At 74.0% G+C, this 21,991-nt stretch carries 25 protein-coding genes; 12 read left to right on the top strand and 13 right to left on the bottom strand.

Going from position 1 to position 21,991, the window contains the following annotated elements:
- The first annotated feature begins 81 nt into the window (after positions 1–81).
- Positions 82–1,413, top strand: coding sequence for a histidine kinase (locus ACFV8H_RS15660; protein ID WP_380399983.1), 1,332 nt, complete (start codon positions 82–84; stop codon positions 1,411–1,413).
- Entirely contained in the window at positions 1,410–2,093 is a 684-nt protein-coding gene (locus ACFV8H_RS15655) for a response regulator (RefSeq protein WP_380399981.1), read from the top strand. Before ACFV8H_RS15660 ends, ACFV8H_RS15655 begins: the two co-directional genes overlap by 4 nt.
- 14 nt (positions 2,094–2,107) lie before the next feature.
- On the opposite strand, the gene ACFV8H_RS15650 is transcribed toward ACFV8H_RS15655, so the two are convergent.
- The 4 genes from ACFV8H_RS15650 to ACFV8H_RS15635 form a co-directional block, all read right to left on the bottom strand.
- Positions 2,108–2,821, bottom strand: a complete 714-nt coding sequence (locus ACFV8H_RS15650) for a DUF2278 family protein (protein ID WP_380399979.1) — start codon at positions 2,819–2,821, stop codon at positions 2,108–2,110.
- A 150-nt stretch (positions 2,822–2,971) separates the two neighbouring features.
- Complete coding sequence (locus ACFV8H_RS15645; protein ID WP_380399977.1) at positions 2,972–4,357, bottom strand: chloride channel protein; 1,386 nt, start codon at positions 4,355–4,357, stop codon at positions 2,972–2,974.
- Between the two features lie 157 nt (positions 4,358–4,514).
- Positions 4,515–4,952, bottom strand: coding sequence for a ribonuclease domain-containing protein (locus ACFV8H_RS15640; protein WP_380399975.1), 438 nt, complete (start codon positions 4,950–4,952; stop codon positions 4,515–4,517).
- Complete coding sequence (locus ACFV8H_RS15635; RefSeq protein WP_380399973.1) at positions 4,949–5,770, bottom strand: lipase family protein; 822 nt, start codon at positions 5,768–5,770, stop codon at positions 4,949–4,951. Before ACFV8H_RS15635 ends, ACFV8H_RS15640 begins: the two co-directional genes overlap by 4 nt.
- Positions 5,771–6,254: 484 nt before the next feature.
- Between ACFV8H_RS15635 and ACFV8H_RS15630 the strand changes: the two genes are divergently transcribed.
- Complete coding sequence (locus tag ACFV8H_RS15630) at positions 6,255–6,881, top strand: TetR-like C-terminal domain-containing protein (protein ID WP_380399971.1); 627 nt, start codon at positions 6,255–6,257, stop codon at positions 6,879–6,881.
- A gap of 13 nt (positions 6,882–6,894) precedes the next feature.
- On the opposite strand, the gene ACFV8H_RS15625 is transcribed toward ACFV8H_RS15630, so the two are convergent.
- The 3 genes from ACFV8H_RS15625 to ACFV8H_RS15615 form a co-directional block, all read right to left on the bottom strand.
- The gene (locus tag ACFV8H_RS15625; protein ID WP_380399969.1) at positions 6,895–8,259 is read right to left on the bottom strand and encodes an FAD-dependent oxidoreductase; all 1,365 of its coding nucleotides are present in this window, start codon (positions 8,257–8,259) and stop codon (positions 6,895–6,897) included.
- Positions 8,260–8,411: 152 nt separating this feature from the next.
- Positions 8,412–9,272 (bottom strand): slipin family protein, encoded by an 861-nt coding sequence (locus ACFV8H_RS15620; protein WP_380399967.1) that lies wholly within the window; start codon positions 9,270–9,272, stop codon positions 8,412–8,414.
- 246 nt (positions 9,273–9,518) lie between these two features.
- A complete protein-coding gene (locus ACFV8H_RS15615; RefSeq protein ID WP_380399966.1) occupies positions 9,519–10,379 on the bottom strand; it encodes an NAD(P)H-binding protein in 861 nt (286 codons plus the stop codon).
- A 254-nt stretch (positions 10,380–10,633) separates the two neighbouring features.
- Between ACFV8H_RS15615 and ACFV8H_RS15610 the strand changes: the two genes are divergently transcribed.
- The 5 genes from ACFV8H_RS15610 (at position 10,634) to ACFV8H_RS15590 (ending at position 13,792) form a co-directional block, all read left to right on the top strand.
- Positions 10,634–11,314: a helix-turn-helix domain-containing protein gene (locus ACFV8H_RS15610; protein WP_380399964.1), complete on the top strand. Its 681-nt coding sequence runs from the start codon at positions 10,634–10,636 to the stop codon at positions 11,312–11,314.
- A 116-nt stretch (positions 11,315–11,430) separates the two neighbouring features.
- A complete protein-coding gene (locus tag ACFV8H_RS15605; protein WP_380399962.1) occupies positions 11,431–12,096 on the top strand; it encodes an ATP-binding protein in 666 nt (221 codons plus the stop codon).
- Between the two features lie 30 nt (positions 12,097–12,126).
- Positions 12,127–12,369, top strand: coding sequence for a plasmid mobilization protein (locus ACFV8H_RS15600; protein ID WP_350508867.1), 243 nt, complete (start codon positions 12,127–12,129; stop codon positions 12,367–12,369).
- A complete protein-coding gene (locus tag ACFV8H_RS15595; RefSeq protein WP_380399960.1) occupies positions 12,366–12,737 on the top strand; it encodes a fic family toxin-antitoxin system, toxin component in 372 nt (123 codons plus the stop codon). Before ACFV8H_RS15600 ends, ACFV8H_RS15595 begins: the two co-directional genes overlap by 4 nt.
- Positions 12,738–13,168: 431 nt before the next feature.
- Positions 13,169–13,792 (top strand): hypothetical protein, encoded by a 624-nt coding sequence (locus tag ACFV8H_RS15590; protein WP_380399958.1) that lies wholly within the window; start codon positions 13,169–13,171, stop codon positions 13,790–13,792.
- 6 nt (positions 13,793–13,798) lie between these two features.
- Here ACFV8H_RS15590 and ACFV8H_RS15585 read toward each other — a convergent pair whose 3' ends face one another.
- From ACFV8H_RS15585 to ACFV8H_RS15570, 4 genes are all read right to left on the bottom strand, one after another.
- Positions 13,799–13,969, bottom strand: coding sequence for a hypothetical protein (locus ACFV8H_RS15585; protein WP_380399956.1), 171 nt, complete (start codon positions 13,967–13,969; stop codon positions 13,799–13,801).
- Positions 13,945–14,148 carry a hypothetical protein gene (locus tag ACFV8H_RS15580; RefSeq protein ID WP_380399955.1) on the bottom strand — a complete coding sequence of 68 codons (204 nt, stop codon included), beginning with the start codon at positions 14,146–14,148 and terminating at the stop codon, positions 13,945–13,947. The genes ACFV8H_RS15585 and ACFV8H_RS15580 overlap by 25 nt, the downstream gene beginning before the upstream one ends.
- 44 nt (positions 14,149–14,192) lie before the next feature.
- Positions 14,193–15,194, bottom strand: a complete 1,002-nt coding sequence (locus ACFV8H_RS15575) for a GlxA family transcriptional regulator (protein ID WP_380399953.1) — start codon at positions 15,192–15,194, stop codon at positions 14,193–14,195.
- Between the two features lie 204 nt (positions 15,195–15,398).
- Positions 15,399–15,653, bottom strand: a complete 255-nt coding sequence (locus ACFV8H_RS15570) for a hypothetical protein (protein WP_380399952.1) — start codon at positions 15,651–15,653, stop codon at positions 15,399–15,401.
- A gap of 94 nt (positions 15,654–15,747) precedes the next feature.
- Between ACFV8H_RS15570 and ACFV8H_RS15565 the strand changes: the two genes are divergently transcribed.
- Both ACFV8H_RS15565 and ACFV8H_RS15560 read left to right on the top strand, forming a co-directional pair.
- On the top strand, positions 15,748–16,527 hold the full coding sequence (locus tag ACFV8H_RS15565; protein ID WP_380399950.1) for a VOC family protein: 780 nt from the start codon (positions 15,748–15,750) through the stop codon (positions 16,525–16,527).
- Between the two features lie 184 nt (positions 16,528–16,711).
- The gene (locus tag ACFV8H_RS15560; protein ID WP_380399948.1) at positions 16,712–16,972 is read left to right on the top strand and encodes a hypothetical protein; all 261 of its coding nucleotides are present in this window, start codon (positions 16,712–16,714) and stop codon (positions 16,970–16,972) included.
- 17 nt (positions 16,973–16,989) lie between these two features.
- On the opposite strand, the gene rox is transcribed toward ACFV8H_RS15560, so the two are convergent.
- Complete coding sequence (rox, locus tag ACFV8H_RS15555; protein WP_380399946.1) at positions 16,990–18,420, bottom strand: rifampin monooxygenase; 1,431 nt, start codon at positions 18,418–18,420, stop codon at positions 16,990–16,992.
- 632 nt (positions 18,421–19,052) lie between these two features.
- Between rox and ACFV8H_RS15550 the strand changes: the two genes are divergently transcribed.
- Positions 19,053–19,748, top strand: a complete 696-nt coding sequence (locus ACFV8H_RS15550) for a hypothetical protein (RefSeq protein WP_380399944.1) — start codon at positions 19,053–19,055, stop codon at positions 19,746–19,748.
- 36 nt (positions 19,749–19,784) lie between these two features.
- On the opposite strand, the gene ACFV8H_RS15545 is transcribed toward ACFV8H_RS15550, so the two are convergent.
- Positions 19,785–20,315 (bottom strand): GNAT family N-acetyltransferase, encoded by a 531-nt coding sequence (locus tag ACFV8H_RS15545; protein WP_380399942.1) that lies wholly within the window; start codon positions 20,313–20,315, stop codon positions 19,785–19,787.
- Positions 20,316–20,657: 342 nt separating this feature from the next.
- On the opposite strand from ACFV8H_RS15545, the gene ACFV8H_RS15540 reads away from it, so the two are divergent.
- Positions 20,658–21,935, top strand: coding sequence for an MFS transporter (locus tag ACFV8H_RS15540; RefSeq protein ID WP_380399941.1), 1,278 nt, complete (start codon positions 20,658–20,660; stop codon positions 21,933–21,935).
- Positions 21,936–21,991 lie beyond the last annotated feature (56 nt).

Below are 21,991 nucleotides of genomic sequence, written 5' to 3'. Positions count from 1 at the left end.
AGACTCGCGGTGCGGCGCCGGTCCTTCACCGGCGCCGCACCGTTCCGTCCGTCCGCCCCCGACCAGCAGGGAGAACCCCCGGTGAGCGAGGACCACTCCGCCTCCGCCGGCCCGTTCGCGACCACCGACGCGCTGTCCGGCCACCCGCTGTTCGCCCGACTGGCCCGGATCGGCCAGCGGCTGCGCGAGGCGGACCGCGCCCACCCGTGGGTGCTGGACGCCGCCGTGGTCGCCGTGGTGTTCCTGATGTTCGGCCTGCCCGACCTGTTCCCCGGCCACGGGGACGCCGGACACGGGGACATCGGGCCGCACGAGCACCGGCTCAACCTGGTCCGACTGCCGCTGCCGTGGACGTTGCTCCTCCAGGCCGGTCTGGTGCTGCCGCTGTTGTGGCGCCGCCGCCGGCCCACGGTGGCCTTCGCGGTGATCCTGGCGGTGTTCGTCCTGCAGTGGTCGCTGGGCGTGGGCCTGCGCGCCGACGCGGCCCTGCTGGTGGCGCTCTACAGCCTGGCCCTGCACGGTCGGCTGCGGCACCTGGCCTGGTCCTGCCTGCTGATGGTCGGGGCGATGGCGCTGGCCGCGGTCGAGGTGTCCGGCGGTGGACTGCCGGTCGGGGACGCCCTGTTCTTCCTGGTCAGCGCCGCCACCGCGGGCGTCGCCCTGGGCATCGCGGTGCGCATCCGCCGCGCCCAGCTGGCCGGGCTGCGCGAGCGGGCGGCCCGGCTGGAGATCGAGCGCGACCAGCGCAGCCGGCTGGCCACCGCCACCGAACGCACCCGGGTGGCGCGCGAGATGCACGACATCATCGGCCACAACCTGTCCGTGATCGTCACCCTGGCCGACGGCGGCGCCTACGCCGCCCAGACCCACCCCGAGCGCGGCCGGGAGGCGCTGCAGCTGATCGGCGAGACCAGCCGCCAGGCGCTCGGCGAGCTGCGCCGGATGCTCGGCGTGCTGCGCGACCAGGCCGACCAGGCCGCCGAGTTCAACCCCCAGCCCGGCATCGCCGACGTGGACGGCCTGTGCGCCCGGATCCGCGCCGCCGGCCCCCAGGTGGTGTACACCGTCTCCGGCGACCCGGACCGGCTGGACCGCGGCGTCCAGCTGATGGCCTACCGGATCGTCCAGGAGGCCCTCACCAACACCCTCAGGCACGCCGGAGCGGACACCCGGGCGCACGTCACCCTGACCGTCGACGCCACCCGGCTGCGGGTGCGCGTCCAGGACGCCGGCCCGCCCGGCGGCACCCGCCCGCCGGCGCGCCCGGACGGCGAGGGCCACGGCCTGGCCGGGATGCGCGAACGCGCCGCCCTGTACGGCGGGAGCGTCACGGCGGGCCCCGGCCCTGGGGCAGGATGGACCGTGGAGGCCGTCCTGGACCTCACCCCCGACCCGACAGGCGGCCACCCGTGACCACCGTCCTCATCGTGGACGACCAGCCACTGCAGCGCTACGGCTTCCGGATGCTGCTGGAGAGCCAGCCCGACACCGAGGTGGTCGGCGAGGCCGCGCACGGCGCCGAGGCCGTCCGGCTCGCCGCCGACCTGCGGCCCGATGTCGTCCTGATGGACATCCGGATGCCCGGCATGGACGGCATCGAGGCCACCCGCCGGATCGTCGCCGAGGGCGGGCGCTCGCGCATCCTGGTCCTCACCACCTTCGACCTGGACGAGTACGCGCACGCCGCGCTGCGCGCCGGGGCCAGCGGCTTCCTGCTCAAGGACGCGCGGCCGGAGGAACTGCTCGCCGGGATCCGCGCCGTCGCCGAGGGCGACGCCGTGGTGGCCCCGGCGATCACCCGGCGGCTGCTCGACGCCTACGCCCACCACCTGCCGGTCCGCCCGGTCGGCGCGGCGCCCGTCGAGGACCCGAGGCTGGAGGCGCTGACCGAGCGCGAGCGGGAGATCCTGGTGGCCATCGCCCAGGGCTGGACGAACAACGAGATCGCCCAGCGGCTGGTGCTGGCCGAATCGACCGTCAAGACGCACGTCAGCCGGGTGCTGGCGAAGATCGGCGCCCGGGACCGGGTGCAGGCCGTGATCTTCGCCTACGACCGCGGGCTGACCCGGCCCAATCCGCCGATCACCACCTGATCCGGCGGAGGCAGCTACACCTGGCTGTTGGGGGAGTCCTGCGGGGCCCGGCCGGGGTGCGGGACGGAACCCGGCAGGCCGTGGCCGGTGCGGTCGTCGGTGTGCCAGGACTGGGACTGGAAGGCGAGGAACACCGCCGCCCAGCGGTTCTCGTCCGGCAGGTGGATCAGCAGGGCGCCGTCCTGGTACACCCCGTCGTCCCCGCGGAACTGGCCGCTGTTGCCCTGGTTCATGTGCACGTCGTGCACGCCGTTGCCGGGCAGGAAGCCGAACACCTTGTCGGGGACGCCGGGTTCGGGCCCGAAGCGCTGGCCGAACACGTACAGGGCGGCGTTCGGGTCGGCGATGGCGTGCTGCACGTAGTGGTCGAGCAGGTCGGCGAGGTCGTTGTCCGGGCCGGGGAGGTCGGGCGGCAGTACGTGCATCGCCGCGTGGTCGAACAGCTTGCCGCGGACGAAGTCCAGACTCGCCGTGCCCGGGCGGGAGTTCAGCGCCGTCCAGCCGCTGCCGGCGGCCGGGAGGAGGGCGGTCACCGGGTGCCGGAAGTTCTCGTCGGCGAAGTAGAGCAGGTTCGAAGGGGCCTGCTGGGAGAGCACGTTGACGGCCGCGCGGTAGTCGGTGCCGGCGGCGTCGCGCAGGTGGATCTGGTAGTGCGGGGTGCCGGTGGCGCCCTCGCGGCGGCGGTCGACGGCGGTGGCGGCGAGCACGCCGTACTGGGCGATGGGCATGGGCGGTTCCTCGGGTGGGGTCGGCCAGGAGCCCCTCCGTTATCGCCCACGCGCCGGGTGCGGGGCCGGGGAATCGGCGAATGTTCACCTTCCGTCCCCCGGAGGGGTAGCCACGGCACCGAACGTTGACGAGCCCGCCGGACGGGGACGTCAGGCCGGGTCGACCGGTGCCGGGGTCGCTGCCCCCGGGGCGGGCCCGGCCCGGCCGCGCAGCAGTTCGGCGGTGAGGAAGGCCGTCACGGCGGAGACGATCAGCAGCGGCATCGCGTTCGCCGCCTGCCCGCCCAGCAGCATCGTGGCCAGCACCGTACTGGTCACCGGCAGCCTGGTCACGGCCGCGCCGGAGGCGGCCAGTCCGGCGGCCAGCGCCGGTGCGGTGCCCAGGCCCGGCAGCGGCGCGCAGGCCACGCCTAGGGCGGCGCCGATCAGGACGGCGGGGAAGATCGGCCCGCCGCGCAGGCTGCCCAGCGCGATGCCCCAGCCGAGCGTCTTGCACAGCACCAGCGCCAGCAGCGCGCCGATCGGCCAGGCCGCCGGGTCGGCAGCGAGCGCGCCCAGGGTGGCCTGGCCGGAGAGCGCGGCCTCCTCCGGCGAGCGGCCGGTGAGCAGCGCGTACGCGGTGAGGCAGGCGCCGACCGCGACCGCGCAGCCGACCGTGCGGACGGCGGTGCGCAGCGCCGTCCGCGGGGCGGTCGCGGTGCCCGTGAAGGCCTTGACCCGTCGGCCCAGCGTCTGCCCGGCCACGCAGACCAGCGTGACCGCGACCGCCAGCGGCACCCCCCACAGGAAGTCCCCGGGATCGGGGGTGCCGGTCGCGGGCACGTGCGGCAGCGAGAGCGCGCCGATCGACAGGCCGGTCCAGTGCCCGAAGCCGGTGAACACCAGGGCGCCGACGCCGCTGGCGAGCAGGCAGGGCAGGACCAGCGCGACCAGCTGGGGGCCGCCGAGCCCGGCCGCCTCGATCATCATCACCGCGGCCACCAGCGGGCTGCCGAAGATCGTCGAGATCGCCGCCGCGGCCCCGGCCGTGCCCAGCACCGGGACGACCCGCGGGTTCCGGGCCCGGACGGGCGCCCGGACGGCGAGCAGCGCGAGCCCGCCGCCCAGCGCCATCAGCGGCGCCTCCGGGCCGAGCACCGCACCGAGCGGCAGGCCGACGAGCGCGGCCAGCACCACCCCCGGCACGTCCCGGGGCAGGCTGGGCGCGCCGCCGAGCCCGTCCACCGGCACGTGGCCGCCGCGCCCGGGCAGCCGGGTGACGATCGGGGCGAGCAGCAGCCCGGCCAGCGCCAGCGCGGGCAGCGGCCACCACCAGGGCGCCCGGGCGAACCCGGCGGCGTCCGGCAGGCTCTCCCAGATCCAGTGCTGGAGTTCGTGCTCCAGGCCGACGAACCCGAAGGCGACCAGCGAGATCGGGACGCCGACCAGCACCGCGACCAGCAGCAGCCCGAGGTAGCCCCGGTGCAGCAGCACCTCGCGCAGGGTGGGGCCGCCGCCCTGCCGCGGGGGCGTGTCCGGCGGCTCGGGCTCCGGCATGACCGCTCCTTTGGGTTGCTCATGGTGCTGGCCCCCGCCCTGCGACCGAGTCTCGCCGGGGCCCGCCCGCCCCGCACGGCGTGCCGCCCGTACGGGCGCCGCACACGGAAGCGGGCACCCGTCGCGGTGGCGGCGGGTGCCCGGGGCGGGCGGCGGGTCAGCAGCCGCCGTCGATCTCGCGGAAGTCGGTGTAGTGGTCGTCGCTGTAGTAGACCCGGTGGGTCGCCGTGTCGCGGACGAGGCGCTCGGCGTCCCGGTGGGTGTTGGCGGTGAGGCGGGGGTTGACGTCGTACTCGTGGTAGGTGGTGGCGTGCGGCAGGTCGCCGCTGCGGTTGCCGTACGGGTTGCCGCCGCGGATGTAACCGCCTTCCGGCAGCTGGTAGTTGACGGGTTCAGGGGTAGCCGGCCAGCTGAGTTCGCGCCAGATGTCGCAGGCCCGGGCGACCTGCAGGGGGAACGCGTCGAGCGGCAGCGGCGGCTGGAGGAGCGCGGCCGGGGCCCGGGTGGCCGTGACGGCGTGCGCGGGTACGGCGGCCGGGGCGAGGCCGACGGTCAGCAGCAGGGCGAGGGCGGTCTTGGCGAGGCGGGTGCTCACAGGTTCTTCTCCAGGGCTGTCAGGTAGTTGCGCAGGAAGTGGTCGCGGGCGCCTTCGCCGGTGGGCTCGAAGGCGGCGGAGGTCAGGCCCTTGGCCCGGTTGGCGAGGCCGGAGATCAGGCCGCTGGCGCCCTCGTGGACGGTCCCCGCCGCGTCGATGAAGCGCAGGGCGCCGACGTGGGTGAAGGCCGGCTCGGGCGGCAGCTGCGGGACGATGTCGTTGTTGTTGACGAAGCGGTAACTCCGGCCCTGGAAGGCCTGGTCGTACGCGGCGGTGAGGAGCCGGTCGCAGGTGCGGGGCTGGCCGAAGGTGTACACGCCGTCGGCCGTCAGCCGGGGGTCCTCCAGGTGGAGGCGGGCGGCGGCGAGCATGGCGAGGGCGCCGCCGAGGCTGTGGCCGGTGAGCCAGACGGTCTGGTCGTCGGTGCGCAGTTCGATGAGGGTCTTGAGGACGTCGGGGAAGATCGACTCCAGCGCTTCGCCGAAGCCGTAGTGGACGTAGCCGGTGCCGGCGGGGCCGGGCCAGGGCGGGGTGGTGGAGTCGGTGAGCCAGTCGCGGATCTCCTTGGGTTCGGTGCCGCGGAAGGCGACCACGATCATGCGGTCGCTCGCCATGGTGTAGGCCTGGGTGTCCTGGAGCGGGAACGGCGGGGTGAAGCTGGTCTGGTGGTGGCGCACGGTGTCGAAGCCCCAGTCCCGGGCCTGCCGGTCGATGGTGGCGTCGTTCTGGTAGGCGAGGTCTGCGGCCTTGGCCAGCCAGTAGGCGTGGGCGAGGCTGTAGCCGGTCGCGCTCTGGTCGAAGGTGGTGGGTACGGGCACGAAGGGGCCGCCTTTCGATAGGGGCGTCCCTCGTTGGTAGCGGAATCGCCCGCCGACGGCCGGGCGACGGGCCCGGGAGTCGCTCCAACAGAGCAGGGGCGGCGCACGAACCGAATCCGTAGGTATACGGGTCAGCTGATTGCTTCATGGGATGTGCGGCCGGTGGTGGCCGGTGCGCCAGTTGGTGGCGTCGGCGGCCTCGTCGAGGCGCCGGACGAACTGCACCATCCAGCAGAGGGACTTGAGCACCATGAAGCACATGACGACCCGCAGATGCAGCCGGTCTACGCCGACGGCAGCTACGGCCCGCTGAGCAAGCTCAACGCCTACCGGGCCGACCGCTGAGCCCGTGCCCCGACGGCCCCCGGGACCGCAGACCGGTCCCGGGGGCCGAACCGCGGACGGTGCTTGGGAGGGAACGGATTCGTTCACTAACATTGGCCGTAGGCCTGGTGAACAGGGAGTCCCCGGAAGGTGTGCAGCGATGTCCGCTGAAGTCCGAACCGCCGAGGGCGGGACCGTGCACGCGGCCGGCACCCCGGTCCGTCGGCGCGGGGAGGCGCTGGAGAGCGCCATCTACGGGGCGGCCCTGCAGCAGCTCACCACCGACGGCTACGCCCGGCTGACCATGGAGGGCGTGGCCGCCGCCGCGCAGACCGGCAAGGCCGCCCTCTACCGGCGGTGGTCCTCCAAGGAGGAGCTGGTGATGGACGCGCTGCGGGCCGCCCTGCCCCCGGCCCGGCCGGCCCCGGACACCGGGAGCCTGCGCGGGGACCTCCTGGAGGTGGTGGCCGGGCTGCGCGCCGCGATGTTCAGCGACCTGGGCGCCGCCGTCCGCGCCATCATGAGCGAGATCGACCACCAGCGGGCCCGGGTCTTCCTGGAGCTGGTGCAGGAGCGGGTGGTCGACCCGACCACCGCGCTGATCGCCGAGGTCCTCGACCGGGGCACCGCCCGGGGCGAGGTCCGCCCCGGGGCGGTCAGCCCGCTGGTCACCGACGTGGTGCCGGCGCTGATGCTCTACCGGATCAAGCTGTGCGGCGGGGGCGCCGTGGAGCTGGACCCGGCGGAGATCGTCGACGAGGTGCTGCTGCCGATCGTCCGCCGGTGACCGCCGACGTGCCTCAGGCCCCGCTGTGGCGCAGCATGTCGTCGCGCTCGACGACCTTGACGCGCTCGCGGTCCTCGGCCTGCCCGAGCTCCCGCTCGTGGGCGTCGAGCTGCTTCCAGCCGTCCCAGGTGGTGTAGCGGACGCCGCGGGCGCGCAGGTGGTCCTCGATCGCCGCCGGGTCGGGCTCGGTGGCCCCGGGCAGCCGGCCGGTGGCGTGGTCCTCCAGCAGGCAGGCGACGGTCTCGTTGGCGTCGCCCTTGGTGTGGCCGATCAGGCCGACCGGGCCGCGCTTGATCCAGCCGGTGACGTAGACGGCGGTGACGTGCGAGCCGTCGCCGTCCAGGACGCGGCCGGCCTGGTGCGGCACGGTGCCGGAGACCGGGTCGAAGGGCAGCTTGGGCAGCTCGTCGGAGTAGTAGCCGACGGCGCGGTAGACCGACTGGACGTCCCAGTCGGTGTGCCGGCCGATGCCGCGCACGTTGCCGGTGCCGTCGAGCTCGGTGCGCTCGGTGCGCAGGCCGACGACCTTGCCGTCCTCGCCGAGGACCTCGACCGGGGACTCGAAGAAGTGCAGGTAGACCCGGTGGGGGCGGTCGCCGACGTCGCGGATCGCCCAGTTCTCGACGGTGGCGGCGACCAGGTCGACGTGCTTGACGGCGCGGCGCTCGGCGATCGAGCCCTCGTCGTACTCGATGTCCTCGGGGTTGACGATGACCTCGATGGTGGGCGAGTGGTCCAGCTCGCGCAGCTCCATCGGGCTGAACTTGGCCTGGGCCGGGCCGCGGCGGCCGAAGACGTGGACCTCGACGGCGCGGTTGCCCTTGAGGCCCTCGTACACGTTCGGGGGGATCTCGGTGGGCAGCAGCTCGTCGGCGGTCTTGGCGAGGATCCGGGCGACGTCCAGGGCGACGTTGCCGACGCCGAGGACGGCGACCTTCTCGGCCTCCAGCGGCCAGGTGCGCGGCACGTCCGGGTGGCCGTCGTACCAGGACACGAAGTCCGCGGCACCGTAGGAGCCGTCCAGGTCGATGCCCGGCAGGTCGAGCGAGCGGTCCGCCATCGCGCCGGTGGAGAAGACCACGGCGTCGTAGTGGCGGTGCAGGTCGTCCAGGGTGAGGTCGGTCGGGTAGTCGACGTTGCCGAACAGGCGGACCTGGGGCTTGTCGAGGACCTGGTGCAGGGCGGTGACGATGCCCTTGATCCGCGGGTGGTCGGGGGCCACGCCGTAGCGGATCAGGCCGAACGGGGCCGGCATCCGTTCGAACAGGTCGATCGAGACGCCGGGCGCCTTCGCGGCGTCGGACTTGAGCAGGGCGTCGGCGGCGTAGATCCCGGCGGGGCCGGCTCCGACGATGGCGACTCGGATCGAGCGGGTCATGCGGGTGAATCCTCCGGGTGGACGGAGCGGGCCGAATGGTCTGGACCCTTGCAGCCAACCCGCTGGTCGCGCGGAGGTGTAGGCGGTGTCGATCTATGACCTCATAGAGCCAAGCTATGGCCGGCCCGGGAACTTTCCGGGCTGGCCGGACGTCAGCTGCCGTCGGCCGGGGCGGCGGGTTCGGCGTCGCGTGCCTGCGGCGGAACGGCCGGTGCGGGGGCCGGTGGGACGGCCGGCGCGGGGGCCGCCGGGGCTCCCTCGGTGAGCCGGTTCGCGGAGGCCTCGAAGAACCGCAGCATCTCCACCGGGAACGGCAGCACCAGCGTCGAGTTCTTCTCCGCCGCCACCTCGACCACCGTCTGCAGCATGCGCAGCTGGAGGGCCGCCGGCGTCGCGGACATCGTGGCCGCCGCCTCGGCGAGCTTGGCGGCGGCCTGGAACTCGCCGTCCGCGGTGATGATACGGGCCCGGCGCTCGCGGTCCGCCTCGGCCTGGCGGGCCATCGAGCGCTTCATCGAGTCGGGCAGGCTGACGTCCTTGATCTCCACCCGGTCGATGTGCACGCCCCAGCCCGACGCGGGGCTCTCCAGCATGACCTCCAGGTCGTGGTGGAGGTTCTCCCGGCCGGACAGCAGGTCGTCCAGCTCGCTCTTCCCGATGATCGAGCGCAGCGAGGTCTGGGCGACCTGCAGCATGGCGAAGTTGTAGTTCTGCACGTCCACGGTGGCCCTGATCGGCTCGATCACGCGGAAGTACAGCACCGCGTCCACGCTCACCGACACGTTGTCCTTGGTGATGCCCTCCTGGGTGGGCACCGGCATGGTGACCACCTGGACGTTCACCTTGCGCATCTTGTCGAGCACCGGGATCAGCAGCGTCAGGCCCGGCTCGCGGACCGTCCCGCGCACCCGGCCGAGCCGGAACACCACACCACGCTCGTACTGCTGGACCACCCGCACGCCGGTCGTCAGCAAGAAGAGGACGACCACGGCGACGATCACGAGTGCTGTCACGCCAGTTCCACCTGCTCCCCGTCGCGGTGCGGCCGGGCCGGGTCCGGTGTGGCCCTGTCGCCGGGCGCTCGCCGCGCGCAGCACAGTATGCGCCCGGCCGGACGGCACGGTAAGGGCTGTGCAGGGATCTTGACGGTGAGTTGACGATCTGCGGCGGCGCCGGGGGAGGTGGTGCCGGGGGCGGTGGTCCGTCCCCGTCCCCGTTCCCGTCCCCGGGTGCCCGGGGACGGGAACGGCGCGGGTGGCTCAGGCGCGGAAGGCGTCCGCGTGCTCGGCGGCGAACTCGGCGAAGGAGCGGGGCGGACGGCCGGTCAGCTTCTCGACGTCCGGGCTGACCGTCGAGGCCAGCCCGGCCGCGTACAGCCCGTACAGCTCGACCATGCCCTCGGCCCGCCACTGGTCCCAGCCCATGTTCAGCAGGCCGTCGAGGGCGACCTCCGGGGTGAGCGCGGCGTAGGCGACCGGGTGACCCGCGACGGCGGACAGCTGCTCGGCCACCTCGTCGTGGGTGAGCGCGGCCGGTCCGGTCAGGGTGTAGACCGCGCCCTCGTGGCCCTCGGTGGCCAGCACCTCGACGGCGGCCGCCGCGACGTCCCGGGCGTCCACGTACGCCACCGCGCCCTCGCCGCCCGGCACGGCCAGGTGGCCGGCCTTGACGGTCGGGGCCGTGCCGAGGAAGTTCTGGTGGAAGCCGTTCGGGCCGAGGACGGTCCACGGCAGGCCGGAGTCCTTGAGGTGGTCCAGGCCCGTGACGTGCGAGCCGACGAAGCGCACCCCCTCCGGCCGGTACTCGACGCCGGCGGCCGCGTGCAGCACGATCCGCGGGCGGCGGCCGGTGCGCACGGCGGCGTCGATCACGTTGCGCTCGTGCTGGGCCATCTCCGGGTGCACGGCGACCAGCAGGTAGACGGTGTCGGCCCCGTCCAGGGCGGCGTCCAGCGAGGCCGGGTCGGTGAAGTCGGCGGCGACCCGCTCGACCCCCGCGTCCCACTCGGCCGGGCCCGCCGACCCGCCGCGCACCAGGGCCCGCACCGCCAGGCCGCGTTCGCGCAGTCCGACGACGATCTTCGAGCCGACCGTACCGGTGGCACCCGTCACGACGATCACGGATGTGTCTCCTTGCTTCCCCGTTGTTCCCCGTTGTGCGACGCGGACTTGAGTCCGCGTCAGAGGGATGATCGCAGGCGGCGGACGGGTGATCAAGGTCGGGGTTCCGTGGGCCCGCCCCGGGGCGCCCCGACACGCACGGGGCGCCGCCGTTCCTCGACTCGGGGTGGGCCGGACGCTTGGATGGATCCGGCCTGGTCACCGCCCGGACACCGGTCCGGGCACCCCCCTTGGCGAGCCGAGGAGCCACCACCGTGAACGACGCCCCCGATCCCACCGCCGATCCCACCCCTGATCCCGACCCCACCGCCGTGGCCCGTCGGATCGCCGAACGCCTCGGTCAACTCGGCCTCACCGAGGACGCCCTGGCCCAGCGGGCCGCGATGGCCCCGCAGTACCTGCGCCACCTGCTCGAAGCCGGCCCCGCCTTCGACCCCGGCGGCTTCGTCCGGATCGCCGCCGTTCTCGGCCTCAGCCGGGAGGAGCTCGTGGCCGGCCGCGCGGACGCCCCGCCCGGCCACGAAGGGCCGGGCCCCCGGCCCCGCCTGCTCGACCTCACCGACGCCGAGTGCTGGGAGCTGGTCGGCACCCACGGGATCGGCCGGATCGGCCTGCCGGTGCGCCCGGGCCCGGCGGTCTACCCCGTCAACTACGTGGTCGACCAGGCCTCCTTCGCCTACCGCACCGGTGAACGCACCGCCACCGCGCCGGAGTCGGGGGCACAGGTGTCCTTCCAGGTCGACCGCATCGACGAGTACCTGGGGCGCGGCTGGAGCGTGCTCGCCCTCGGCACGGCGCGGTACGTCGACGACCCGGCCGAACTGCACCGCCTCGACGCGCTGCCCGGCGCCGCCCCCTGGGCCGGCGGCGACCGGCCCCGCTGGGTCCGGATCCGCCCGGCCGAGATCAGCGGCCGACGGCTCGTCACCGGTTGAGCGGACGCCCCCGTGCGGCCGTCCGGCAACTTCCGTACCGGCGAGGCGTGTTGGGGGTCGGCCGGTGTTTGACAGCCATGGTGGGCGGCCGCTGGGCGCTGGGGCATACTCCTCGGATGGACGCGACCCCGAAGGACAGCTGGACCAACACCACTCACGACTGGGCGGCCGCCGTGGACGTCGAGCACCTCGCCGGGATCCGCGCGGGGGCGGCCGGCCTGGCGCCGGGCGGGGTGGCGCACCTGGTGCTGGAGGTGCTCGCGTACCCGGGTGACGAGGCGGCCGCGCGCGGCGCCGGCCGGTGCGTGGTCACCCTGCACGCCGACGGCGCGGTCTCGGTCCGCGACGACGGTCGGGGCACCGACACCCGGGTCGACGAGCACGGCGAGGCGGTCAAGAAGCCGGTCATGGCGACCAAGGACCTGCGCTTCTTCGACGACCCCGGCGCGGAGCTGCTCCCGGACGGGCACCCGCGCCGGGGCATGTCGGTGGTCGCGGCGCTCAGCACCCGGCTGCTGCACACCAACCGCCGGCTCAACGGCGCCTGGACGCAGCGCTACCAGCACGGCCTCCCCGTCACCGGCCTCGACCCGATCGAGCCCGACGGCACCACCGGCACCTGCGTGACCTTCCACCCGGACGCCGCGTTGGTCCCGCCGGGCCTCCCCGACGCGGAGCGGCTGGCCCGGTGGGCGGCGCACTGGCCCGCCCTGGAGGTCCGGGTCGAACACGGCCCGGCGGCGTCCCGTGGCAGCGGCCGGAGCGCCGAGGCCGCCTTGTAGCGATCCGTAGCTGGGGCTACGCTCACCGCCATGAAGCAGTTGAACGTCCGACTGGACGACGCCGTGCACGAGGCCCTGGAGCAGCGCGCGGAGGCCGCCGGGATGAGCCTGCCCGACTACGCGCGCAAGGTGCTGGCGGAGGAGGCGGACGAGCGGCGCGAGCGGTTCCTGACCGCCGCCGCCCACTTCGCCCAGGCCTGGGGGCCCGCGTTCGAGGAGGAGTTCGGGCCGTACCCGCGCAGCACCCGCGACGCCACGGCGGACGCCGCGTGATCCTGCGGATCGACCGGGTCTGGCTGCTCGACATCGCGCACCAGTTCCTGCCCAGCGACCCGGACGTCACCGACTACGGCACCCTGGCCGCCGCCGTGGCCCGGCACGCCGACGAGGTGATGGAGGTGCCGGTCTACGGCGCCGTGCACCAGCGGGCGGCCGCCCTGATGCACCAGCTGATCCGGGTCCCGGCGCTGGAGTCCGCCAACGAGCACTTCGCCGCCGTGGTGGCCGCCTCCTACCTGAGCGCCTCCGGCGTCATCGTGACGGCCGACTCCAAGCAGGCCGTCGAACTGGCTGCCCGGATCCGCGCCGGGAACGCCGACGTCCGGGAGACCGCGGCCAAGATCCGCACCTGGTACCACTGAGCCAGGGGAGTCAGGGGAGTCAGGGGAGCCCGGGATGCCGGGGGCCTTGGGGCGGGCGCCGCCGCCGGAATTCGACGGCGAACGACCGATTTGGGATCACGGTTCGGTGACCTTCCGTTCCTTGGCGCCCCCATGGCCCGGTCTTGGTGTTCGAGGGGCGATAGGTTTCCCCGGCGAACTTTCTTGATCACCACGGGGGATCCACCATTTCCACTCAGTCTGCCGAGCTGCCCGACGCCACCGGGCCCGCCGAAGCCACCGCACCCGCTGCACCCGCTGCGCCTGCTGCGCCTGCTGCTCCCGCTGCTCCCGCTGCTCCCGCTGCACCCGCTGCGCCCACGGAGACCGCCTCCGCCGTCCCGGTTGAGGGAGCGGCGCCCGGTTACGGCGAGGGGCAGCTCACCTGCGCCGTCTGCGGCTCCGTCCCGGCCGTGAACGCCACGATCCGCGGGCACCAGGGCTTCATCGTCGTCCTGCGCTACCTCAAGCGCCGGGGCCCGTACTGCCGCGACTGCGGCATCGCCACGCACCGGGAGATGACCTCCGACAGCCTGTGGCAGGGCTGGTGGGGCATCCCGTCGATGATCATCAATCCGATCGTCATGCTGCTCAACATCCCGCAGCGCTCGAAGATCAACAAGCTCGCCGAGCCGGTGCCCGGCGCCCCCGGCACGCCGATGGACCCGGGCAAGCCGGTGTACCTGCGGCCCACGATCGTCGGGGTGCTCATCCCCGCCGTCCTGGCCACGCTGCTCTTCGTGCTCCTGAAGGACGACCCCGAGTTCGCCAAGGCCGGCGACTGCGTCCACAACAGCAACGTGATCGCCATCCCCGGTCTGGACGACAAGAACCCGGACCTCAAGGTGGTTCCCTGCTCCGACCCGCAGGCCGACGCCCGGGTCGTGGGCCGGGCGGACGACTCCAACGACGGTGAGACGGAGTGCCGGAAGTACCCCGACGCCGACAGCTACTTCACCTACAAGCACGGCAGCGACAAGTACCTGCTCTGCCTCAAGAGCCTCAAGCCGAGGCCGAAGTTCACCTTCGCGCCGTAGGCACCGCTACGGGCGCCGCGGCTGCTCCCGGCGGTGCGCCAGGTAGGCCTTCGCCGCGTCGGAGGCCTTGGCGTACGAGCCCGAGTCGAAGGGCGGCCGGGGGTCGTACTCGATGGCGAGCTGGAAGGCCTCGGCGGGGACCCGTCCGGCGATCAGTTCGGCCAGCCGCAGGGCCATGTCGATGCCCGAGGACACCCCGGCGGCGGCAGGCCGAGTGAACCCGCGCCGTCGGTGCGGATACCCGGGGTGGCGGCGGCGAACACCACCTCGGCGTCGGGGAGCATCCGGAGAACCTCGTACGGGCCGACGGCGTCGAGGGCGGTGACGGCGTCGAAGAGCGGGACGGCGATGCGCATGGGGATCCCTGGCCTTTCGTTTCAGTGGCGGGTGGCGGGTGCCGTCACCAGTGGGAGAAGTGCCGGCGGTACTCGCCGGGGGTGACGCGCAGGGTGCGCCGGAAGCTGCGGTGCAGGGTCTCGACGGTGCCGAAGCCGCAGGAGTGGGCCACCGTGTCGAGGGTCGCCGCGGTGCTCTCCAACAGTCGTCTGGCCGCCTCGATCCGGACGCTCTCCACGTACGCGGCGGGTGTGCGGCCGGTCTCCGCGCGGAAGACCCGGGTGAAGTTCCGCTCGCTCATCGCGGCCCGGGCGGCCAGGGCGGGGACGCCGAGGTCACCGTCGGGGTGGTCGGAGATCCAGTCGAGGACCTCCCGCAGCGGGGCCCGCTCCGGCCGCTGGGCCGCCAGCTGGGCGCTGAACTGCGCCTGCCCGCCCGGGCGTTGGACGAACATCACCAGCTGACGGGCGATCGCGCGGGACACCTCCGGGCCGTGGTCGGCCTCCGTCATGGCGAGCGCGAGGTCCATGCTCGCGGTGATCCCGGCGGAGGTCCACAGCTCGCCGTCGCGCACGAAGATCGGATCCGGGTCCACCGTGGCCAGCGGGTACTGGTCGGCCAGATCGGTGCAGCGCGACCAGTGGGTGACCGCGCGCCGCCCGTCCAGCAGTCCGGCGGCGCCCAGCAGGAACGCCCCGGTGCAGACCGAGGCGGTACGTCGGGCCGTACGGGCGGTGCGGGCGAACCATTCGACGAAGCGGCGGTCCTCGCAGGCCTGCTGCACGCCCGCCCCGCCGACCGCCACGAGGGTGTCCACGGGGGCGTCGGCGCCGCCGTGCGCGCCGTGCCCGCCTCGTTCGGCGCGTCGGTCGAACTCGTCGATCGTCAGGGTCGGGGAGACGGCGAGACCGCCGCTGGAGGGCAACGGACCGGGCGTCGCGGCCACCGTCTCGATGACGACGCCGCCGGTCAGGCGCCCGGCGTGGGTGAAGACCTCGTGGGGGCCGGTCAGGTCGAGGATCTGGAACTCCGGGAAGACCGCGAAGACGATGCGTGGACTGCTCACCCCTCCAGCCTGGCCGAACGGCCCGATGGCAGCAAGGACACGAAGGTGACGATTTCCGCCACGCGGGGGGTGTGACGTGCGGACGAGCCCTTCGCGTGCCGGCCCGTCCCTCAGCGGGCCGGTTCCAGGGCCCGGTTCAGGTTGTACTCGGCGATGGCCGCCATCGCTGCCGTCTCGGCCGCCGGTCAGCCGGCCAGGTTCGCGTCACCTGATGTCAGGTCTCAGCGGCACGGCACGCCACGGCGCGTCGTACGGCGTGCCGGGGAAGTACTGCTTCCACTGGGCCTCGGTGATGGTGGCGCCCGCGACGTCGCAGAGGTGGAGGGTGAGGCGGTCGATGTCGGGGTCGAGGATGGTGACCCGGCTCGGGTCGTCGTCTCCGGCGGCTTGGCTGATCACGAGGCTCCCGCCGTCGGGGCTGAACCCGAGGGCGGGGGCGTAGTGCTTGGGGGCCTGCACGGCGATCTCGGTCGGGGCGTGTCGGGTGGCGGATCCCCGGACGGGACGCGAGGGTGACTGGCGGGGGACCTCACGAGGAAGAGGAAGAGCGAGCATGCCCGAAGTCACCACCCCGTACGTGACCGGCACCCCGTGCTGGGTCGATCTGATGGCGAAGGACCAGCAGGCCGCGCTGGACTTCTACCGCGACCTCTTCGGCTGGCAGGGGCAGCCCGGCCCGGCCGAGTTCGGCGGCTACGCCGTCTGCGAGCTCAACGGAAAGGCGGCGGCCGGCATCGGCCCGGCGATGTCCCCCGAGGGCATGCCCGAGCCGCCCACGGTGTGGACCAGCTACCTGGCCACCACCGACGCCCAGGCCACCCAGGACGCCATCGTCGGGGCGGGCGGCACCCTGCTGGCCCCGGTGATGGACGTCGGCCCGCTGGGCCGGATGCTGATCGCCGCCGACCCGCAGGGTGCGGTGTTCGGCGTCTGGCAGCCGGGCGAGTTCTCCGGCGCCCAGGTGGTCAACGAGCCCGGCGCGCTGACCTGGAACGAGCTCCACACCAGTGACGTCCCCGGCGCCAGCGCCTTCTACGGCGAGGCCTTCGGCATCGAGATCGAGCCGGCCGACGGCAACGACCAGTACTGGGAGCAGAAGGTCGGCGGCCGCTCCGTCGGCGGGGTCTCGCTGCTCGCCAACGACCCGCCCGGCACCCCCGCGCACTGGCTGAGCTACTTCGCGGTGGACGACGTGGACTCCTGCGCCGACGCCGTGGTCAAGCGCACCGGCACCGTCCTCGCCCCGCCCTTCGACATGGTGGCCGGGCGGATGACGGTGGTCGCCGACCCGCAGGGCGCGACGTTCGCGATGATCAAGCTCGCCCCGATGTAGTCACCCCGGCCCTGTTCGCGGCCCGTCGGCTCCGTCCGCCCCGCCCGCTCAGTCCGTCCGCCCCGCCCGCCCGGCCTGCCCGGGCGGGCGGGGCGCGTCACGGTCCGGGAGGACGGGAAGGAGCAGGAAGGACGGGAAGGGCCGGGGGCCGACCGGAATCACCAGGAGAGAACGGAGCGCCGCCGTGGCCGGACGACACCGCCGCCCGCCGGAGCCGGAGTTCCCGGCCGACGCCGACCACCGGCTCCGGGCCATCGCCGACCAGCGGCCGCTGGTGGAGGAGGGCGTCGTGCTGCTCCCCGGCTCGGACCACCCGTACCTCTACCGCACCGTGTACCAGCCGGACGGCACGGTGCAGCACTCGCTGCTCAGGATCGACCCGGGGCCGCCGGACCTGCCGGACCTGCCGGACCTGCCGGACCTTCCGGAGCCGCCGGGCGAGTGAGCGTCCTCCGGGGCCGCTCAGGCGGTGGCGGGGCCGAACCAGCGGGTCAGTGCCGCGTCCAGCGTCCGCTGGTCCTCGCCGAGCCAGGCCACGTACCCGTCCGGGCGGAGCAGGGCGCCGGGGGCGTCGAAGTCCTCGGCGAGGTCGGTGACGTGGTCGACGCGGCCGGCCCAGCCGGTCGCGGACAGGGCGCCCCCGGTGGCGTCGAGCAGCAGGGCCCGTCCGTCGTGCATCCGCTCGTACAGGCGGCCGCTCTTCAACCGGACGTCCCGCAGCCGCCGCCCGAGCAACTCGGGACCCTCACCGAAGTCGTAGCGGACGCCGACGCCGAAGACCATCTCGGTCATGTAGCGGTTCACCTCCTCGAAGTCCATCAGCGTGGAGAGCAGTTCCCGCAGCGCGACCGCACCGGGCTCGGAGCCCAGCAGCGTCATCTGGGCGCGGGTGTTGGCCAGCACCCGGGCGCCCACCGGGTGGCGCTCGGCGTGGTAGCTGTCCAGGAGCCCTTCGGGGGCCCGGCCGTGGACGGCCGCGGCGAGCTTCCAGCCGAGGTTGTAGGCGTCCTGGATACCGAGGTTGAGGCCCTGCCCGCCGGTGGGCGGGTGGATGTGCGCCGCGTCGCCGGCCAGGAAGGCCCGGCCGACCCGGTAGTGCTCGGCCTGCCGGGTCGCGTCGCCGAAGCGGGACAGCCAGCGGGGCGAGTGCGCCCCGAAGTCGGTGCCGGCCACGGCGCGCAGCTGCTGCCGGAACTCCTCCAGGGTCGGGCCGTCGGCGCGGTCCTCGGCGACGCCCGGGGCGGGCACGATCACCCGGTACAGGCCCTCGCCCCGGGGGACCGCGCCGAACCGCAGCTCGGTCCGGCGGACCAGGGCGACCACCTCCTCGACGGTCGCCGGGTCCTCGGCCAGCGACAGCTCGGCGAGCAGGGTGTCGACCCGGGACGGCTCGCCGGGGAAGGCGACGCCCAGCCGGCGGCGCACCGTGCTGCGGCCGCCGTCGCAGCCGACCAGGTAACGCGAGCGCAGCCGGGTGCCGTCCGCCAGCTCCACCGAGACCCCGTCCTCGTCCTGGTCGAGCCCGGCCACCTCCCGGCCGCGCCGGACCTCCGCGCCGAGCTCGGCGGCGTACGCGCCGAGCAGCCGCTCGGTGACCGGCTGCTCGACGGACAGGCCGTAGTCGTGGGCGGTGTCCATCGTCTCGGGCCACGGCTTGTGGATGTGGCCGAAGAAGCCGCCGATCCGGAACTTCCGGCCCTCCGCGAGGAACCGGTCCAGCAGCCCGCGCTGGTCCATCATCTCCACGCTGCGCACGTGCAGGCCCTGGCCCCGGGACTCCGGGGTCGGCTCGGCCAGCCGCTCCAGGACCACCACCCGGACGCCCTGCAGCCGCAGTTCGATCGCCAGCATCAGGCCGGTCGGCCCGCCGCCGACCACGATCACGTCGATCATCGGAACATTCCCCCAGTGAGTGTCGAACGAGGCCGACAGTTCGGACACCGGCCAACGTACGGTGCGAACGACGCGAATCGCCAGGTTCCGGCCTCGGTCGACGATTGTGCGCCCCGAGGGGGGCCTTGCCGCAAGGCCCCCCTGGCGCGGTACCTTGATAGTGGCGGGGAGGCTCTGACCTCCCCGCCTTCGCTGCTTACGGGGGCCCGAACAGACGCCGCCGGGCGGCCGGGGAGCGCGGCCGGGGTGGGCTCAGTCGGCGAGGGCGCGGCGCAGGACGGCGCCGAGACGGTCGCGATCGACTGAGCGGGACCGCGGCGCGGAGCCACAGCACGGAGCCCCGGTCCGCACGCAGAAATTCCCGGAATCGGGGACCTCGGGTCCGCCTGGAACGGTGCCGTGCGCGCCGTCGTCGGCGGTGCGACGGCACTCCGGTGGCGGTTCGCGGCACCTGGGCCCAGCGCCCGCCGACGGGTGCTCAGGCGGCCGGATGCGGCTTCGGCCCACCCGCTCTGACCTGGTGTTTTGCTGGAAATCTCGTAGGCTGGGGGAGTTCTGACGGACACTTTCGGAGGGGACATCGTGAGTGCGGAGACCAATGCTTACGTGGGCACGCGGATCCAGGTGTACGAATGGCCGGAGGCCGTGCGGAAGCGTCCGGGGATGTTCGTCGGGTCGACTTCGGGGCGACGGAGTTCTCCTACGAGGCTCTGGCGGAACGCTTCCGCGAACTCGCCTTCCTCAACCGGGGCCTGGACATCTCGCTGACCGACCAGCGGTACCCCGGCGAGCCCCGCGCGGAGCGGTTCCGGTTCCCGGGCGGGGCACGGGACTTCGTCACCTTCCTGGACTCCCTGGACGAGCGGGGTGACGAGCCGATCGGTCCGGAGGTCGTCGGCTTCACGCAGGAGGAGCCGGGGATGGCCGGGAGGACGGAGGTGGCCTGGCGGTGGCACCGCTCACCGGATCAGCTGGTCCGGAGCTTCGCCAACTGCCGCCCCACGCCTGGCGGCGGCACCCATCAGCTGGGCTTCCTGGACGGGGTGGTGGCGGCGGTCACCGCCTACGCGCGCGAGCGGCGGCTGCTGACGGCGGCTTGCGCCGGCCTCGGCGCCGACCGGGTCGTCGAGGGCCTGACGGCGGTCGTGTCGGTGACCCTGGAGCGGCCGGAGTTCGAGGGATCCCTCCGTGACCGGCTGGGCAACACCGCCGTGCGGGCCTGCGTGGCACGGGCCGTGGAGGAGCGGCTCGGGCGGTGGCTGGCGGAGCACCCGGCGGAGGCCGCGGCCGTCGTCGAGCGGATCCTCCGGCCGGTCCGCGGGGACTGACGGGCGAGCGGGGCGCGGGGCGCGAGTGCGCGGGGGTCAGGTGGTCGGTAGGAGGTAGCGGAGCTTGCTCCCCTCCGTGGCGATCAGGCGCCCGCCGTTGGCCTCGATCACGCGGCGGGAGGCCGTGTTGGTCTCGTCGCAGGTCAGCAGTGCGCCGGTGATGCCGAGTTCGGCGGCCACCGGCAGTGCCGCGGCGAGCATCGCGGTCGCGTGGCCCCGTCGGCGGGCGCCGGGGCGGACGTCGTAGCCGATGTGGCCGCCGATGCGCTCCAGGTTCGGGGTGAGGCGGTGGCGGATCGCCAGGCGCCCCAGCAACTGGTCACCCTCGGCCCACCACAGGGTGGTCATCGGCACCCCGGCGTCCACGCGCATCCCCGCCTTGGTCCGCTCGGCGAGGACGCGTGCGACGTACGCGGCGAAGGCGTTCGGACCGGGGTCGGTCAGCGCGGCCGGGTCGACATCCTTGACGAACCAGGGGACGGCCTGGCCGGGTTCGGCGTGGAACTCGGCCACCGCGGCCAGGAACGAGGCCTGCAGCCGTACGGTCGGAGTGATCAGTTCGGGCATCGCGCCATGATGCCCGACCGGTCAGGCCGCCGTCACGGCCCCGCCGGCGAACCAGTGCACCCGGTCGTGGCCCTCCTCCGGCAGTACGCAGGTGGCGCGGTGCCAGTCCTCGCGGTCGAGGAGGGAGGCGCGTTGGGCCTCGGTGCACCCGGAGTCCTCGGCCGGGGCGGTGGTCGGGCGACGGGTGGCCGGGCACGGCGCTCACCGGCGGGTGGCCGGCTCGATTCTCCTGATCATGGCTCAGATGCTTGCACCGGCGGCTCGTTCGGGCAAGTGCTTTTCCAGCGGCGCCCGTTCGGGGGCCGGGCGACGCCGCGGAACGCCGCTGTTAGCCTGATCGGCATGATCATGAGGAGATCAGGAAAGCGGACCGATGACGGTGCGACCGCGGGGCCGCAACGGGCCCTGATCGCGGCGAGTTTCGTCAGCAGGGTCGGCAACGGCCTGTTCAACACCGCGGCCATGCTCTACTTCACGCTCGTGGTGCACCTGCCCGCCGTCCAGGTCGGCGCGGGGCTGACGATCGCGGGCCTGTGCGGGCTGGCCGCGGGCATACCGGCGGGCAACCTGGCGGACCGTCACGGCCCGCGCACCGTCTGGCTGGTGAGCTTGGCACTGCAGGCCGTGACCATGGCGGCCTTCGTCCTGATCGACGGCTGGGCGGCGTTCACGCTCGTCGCCACACTGGACCGGCTGGCCGCCACGGCGAGCGGCGCGGCGGGCGGTGGGCTCGTCGCGCGGGCGGGCGGTGAGCGCCCGGCCGCTTTCCGGGCCAGGCTGCGCACCTACGTCAACCTCGGCGTGGTCGCGGGGACCCTGGGCGCGGCCGTCGCCATCCAGATCGACACCCGCGCCGCCTACACCGTGCTGATCCTCGCCAACGCCGCCAGCTTCGCCGGTGCCGGGCTGATCGGCCTCCTGGGCGTCCCGGACTACCCGCCGCTGCCCCGGCCCGCGGAGCACCGCCGGTGGTCCGTCCTGGCGGACCGGCCGTACGTGTCCTTCGTCGCGCTCTACAGCGCCATGGGCTTCCAGTACCAGACCGTCTCCCTGCTGCTGCCGATCTGGCTGAGCGCCCACACCGACGCGCCGCGCTGGACGGTGGCGGCGGTCTACGCCGTCAACAGCGGTGTCTGCGCGCTGCTCCAGAGCAGGCTCGGCGCCACGGTGGAGACCCCGCGGCAGGGCGGTCGGGCCTTCCGGCTCGCCGGGCTGCTGTTCCTGGTCAGCTGTCCGCTGATGGCGCTGACCGCCGACGTCCCGGTGTGGGTCGCCCCGGTGCTCGCCGTGCTCGCGGTGGGCATCCACAGCGTCGGCGAGGTGTGGGAGTCCTCGGGCGGCTACACGCTGGCCTTCGGCCTGGCGCCCGACCACGCCCAGGGGCAGTACCAGGGCCTGTTCGGGATCGGCTTCAACGCGGGCCAGGCGCTCGCCCCGGCGGTCCTGACCGGCGCGGTCCTGACGCTCGGACAGCCGGGCTGGCTGCTCCTCGGCGTGTTCTTCGCCGCCCTGGGCGCGGCCGGACCACCGGTGGCCGCCTGGGCCGAGCGGAGCCGCCCCGGGGCACCCGAGACCGCTCGCCCGCAGGCCGGGTCCGCGCCGGTGGAGGCCGACCGTTAGCGTGTGGAGCCGATCCAGCCGGGTGCTGGGGATCCGGCGAGGACGGGAGCACGGAC

Source organism: Kitasatospora sp. NPDC059827, from assembly GCF_042731675.1.
In the GTDB taxonomy this organism is placed as follows: domain Bacteria; phylum Actinomycetota; class Actinomycetes; order Streptomycetales; family Streptomycetaceae; genus Kitasatospora.
Note: the sequence above shows the minus strand (reverse complement) of the source record. Positions and strands in the feature narration are given on the sequence as shown.